The 2,796-nt window shown below is 54.6% G+C and carries 3 protein-coding genes and 1 pseudogene; all 4 read left to right on the plus strand.

Features of this window, described 5'->3' with window-relative positions; translation table 11 throughout:
* On the plus strand, positions 1 to 1,011 hold a 1,011-nt coding region (locus ACGYLQ_RS20650; protein ID WP_394444651.1), incomplete at its 5' end, for an efflux transporter outer membrane subunit.
* A gap of 36 nt (positions 1,012 to 1,047) precedes the next feature.
* Positions 1,048 to 1,384 (plus strand): annotated as a pseudogene (locus tag ACGYLQ_RS20655) (transposase); the annotation flags it as partial.
* Positions 1,385 to 1,437: 53 nt separating this feature from the next.
* Positions 1,438 to 1,797: a hypothetical protein gene (locus tag ACGYLQ_RS20660; protein WP_037954968.1), complete on the plus strand. Its 360-nt coding sequence runs from the start codon at positions 1,438 to 1,440 to the stop codon at positions 1,795 to 1,797.
* 199 nt (positions 1,798 to 1,996) lie between these two features.
* Positions 1,997 to 2,796 (plus strand): efflux RND transporter periplasmic adaptor subunit (locus ACGYLQ_RS20665; protein WP_394444654.1); only part of this gene is annotated, 800 nt, incomplete at its 3' end.

Raw genomic sequence — 2,796 nt, forward strand, 5'->3', positions numbered from 1 at the left:
TCAGGTGATCCCTCTGAAAGTGCGACGTTCGGGGCGAATTACATCCTCGATATTTTTGGTGGTGTTCGCCGTGACGCACAGCGCGCGACAGCGGGTGTAGAAGCAGCCAAGTTTGATGCAGGCACTGTCCGGCTTGCCCTAGTTTCCGGTGTCGTTTCCAACTATATCGACGCCCGGTATTTTCAGGAAGCGTTGGCTTTAACACGACAGAATATCGCGAGTCTCCGGCGGACCCAGTCCTTGATCAGAGCGCAAGTTGAGCAAGGCGCGTTGTCAGAATTAGATCTTGCCCGATCAGCAGGTCAGCTCGACACAGCAATTGCCGACCTCCCTCCGCTTGAATCCGCATTCGAAGCCCGGGTTTTTGCAATCGCGACATTGTTGGCCGAACCAGCTCAGCCGCTGCTTAAACAGATGATTGCAGGCGCACCACAACCTTATCCCCACGGCAAAGGGTCAACAGGCGTCCCTGCTAATCTGCTCCGCAATCGTCCAGATGTATTGGCCGCTGAACGCCGTCTAGCTGCCGCAGTTGCCGGAGTAGGTGTCGCAGAAGCACAGTTGTACCCATCGGTCACTTTATCTGGCTCAGTGACAGCGGCAAACTCGTCAGAATGGTCCTTTGGTCCAGCACTTTCATTCCCCATCCTCAACCAAGGTCCGCTACGCGCTAGGCGAGATGCGGCAATTATTTCTGCCACGACCGCCGAGCTGGAATGGCGTGCACAGGTGTTGGCCGCGGTGGAAGATGTGCAAAAAGCTCAAAGTGAATTTTCACGAAAACAAAGAGAAGTGGCCGCATTGCGCGCTGCTCAACGTTCAAGGGATCGTACTCTTCAGTTGAGCCGCAAAGTTTTTGAATTAGGCGAGCTCAACTTACCAGACCTGTTGGACGCCGAACGATTTGCAAACGCAGCACGCATATCCCTCGCCGCGGCAGTAAGAGATTTGGCCCAATCGTGGTCAGCACTTATGGTGGCGACTGGTCGTGGATGGGGCGACGTAGGCTAAAATTGGCGGCCCACCCAAAACGCTCTACAACCGATGGAACCGCTATACAACCGATGGAAACGATGGAGCGATAAGGGCGTCTTCGCCCGGATGATGGCTGGTCTGGCCGTCGAGCACTGCGAAAAGAAAACTATGATGATCGACGCCACTTACTTGAAGGCTCACCGGACAGCGACCAGCATGGGCGTGAAAAAGGGGGGCGTGGAAGACTGATCGGCCGCACCAAGGGCGGCATGAATACCAAGCTGCACGCATCTGCGACAGCGAAGGCCGACCCCTGAACCTGTTCGTCACGGCGGGTCAGGTCAGCGATTACATCGGCGCACGAGCATTGCTGAGCAGCCTATCGGATGTCGACTGGCTGCTCGGGGACATGCGACAAAAAGCGAATGGACCATTGGTTACGTGTCCTGTAAAGGTCCCATTATGAAGTACTTGTCTGCCATTCGTGTTGCTAAAATTGGGTTGGCCATACTGCTTTCGGCTGCTCTGAATTTCAACATTGCAAAAGCCGATGCCTATGTATTTGAGGCAAGTGAAGCAGTCTTTGAAAAAGTTGTCTTTGCTACCGATATGGTTAATCTTGATTTAACTGCTCAGGATCAAAGATATAGCGAGAATGGTGAGGCATCCCATGGCTTTGGCGATTGCCATATCCACATTATTGGACCGGGGCAGGTGCAGTTGGCATGCGATCAGTCGTCAGCAGACCGATCGCGACATTGGGCTGACGCCTCTGTGGTCCTTGCCACGCTCCAAGGTTTTTACCGTCCTCCGCGAGGCTGATCTGCCCCTATTGCAGAGTGGTATTTTACATATGCCGTGTCGAAACGGGCTTTGTAAAACTCATAAATATCACAGCAGATCAAACCGTTTGAGCCGAACCTGTTTCAGGGCCACTTCATCGGTTTGATCATGGCAGACGAAGTTCCAACAGGTACCCGGACGTGTTTTCGGTGACCTATTCAATCCCTGGAGTACGATTATGAAACCGACAACAATGACCATGGCTGCGCTGACGGTGGGCGTATTAGCCTTGGTCCCGATCACTGGCGCGACTGGAAATGCGGAAACGCCATTGCCAATGACTGCAGCAGCTGCAGTAGCACCGCAAGATGACGATCATGCCGGAGAAGCTGCAGATGCACACGGTGACGACGACCACGCCGATGAAGCCAAAGAAGCGCACGACGATGATGACCACGCCGGTGAAGCTAAGGATGCGCACGACGATGATGACCACGCAGGTGAAGCCAAGGATGCGCATGGCGATGACGATCATGCGGGCGAAGCTGAGGGCGCACACGGCGATGAAGGCGGTGGCGATGTTGTCAAACTGGCCCCCGAAGTCGCGAAAGAGGCCGGAATCCTACTAGAGCAAGCTGAGTTGGGAGCCTTGGGCGAGTCCCTCAGCCTGCCAGCAGAAATCCGCTTTGACGCAGACCGGATGGCAAATGTCACCCCCAAAGTCAGCGGGGTCATAGATCGGCTTTTGGTTGGTGAAGGCGACACCGTTGCCTATGGAGATACGCTGGCACTGATCACAAGCCGTGAGCTTGCCGGGTTGAAATCGCAATGGATCATTGCGCAAACAAATGAAGTCCTTGCCGCACAGGCGTTGGAACGCCTGGAAGGTCTGTGGGCGCGAAAAGTCACATCCGAGGCGAATGTTCAGACAGCCCGCGCAGAGCATGAATCGGCAAAGACCGAAAGTGAAGCAGCAGAAACCGAGCTGCATGCCGTCGGAATTGATCACGCCGCCCTCGAAAAAATAGCCACTGCTCC

Source organism: Sulfitobacter sp. 1A12779 (genome assembly GCF_043557315.1).
Classification (GTDB): Bacteria; Pseudomonadota; Alphaproteobacteria; order Rhodobacterales; family Rhodobacteraceae; genus Sulfitobacter; species Sulfitobacter faviae.

Excerpts from the sequence above, each read along its gene's own strand:
- ACGYLQ_RS20660 (WP_037954968.1), top strand. The coding sequence starts at position 1,438 with ATGAAGTACTTGTCTGCCATTCGTGTTGCTAAAATTGGGTTGGCCATA.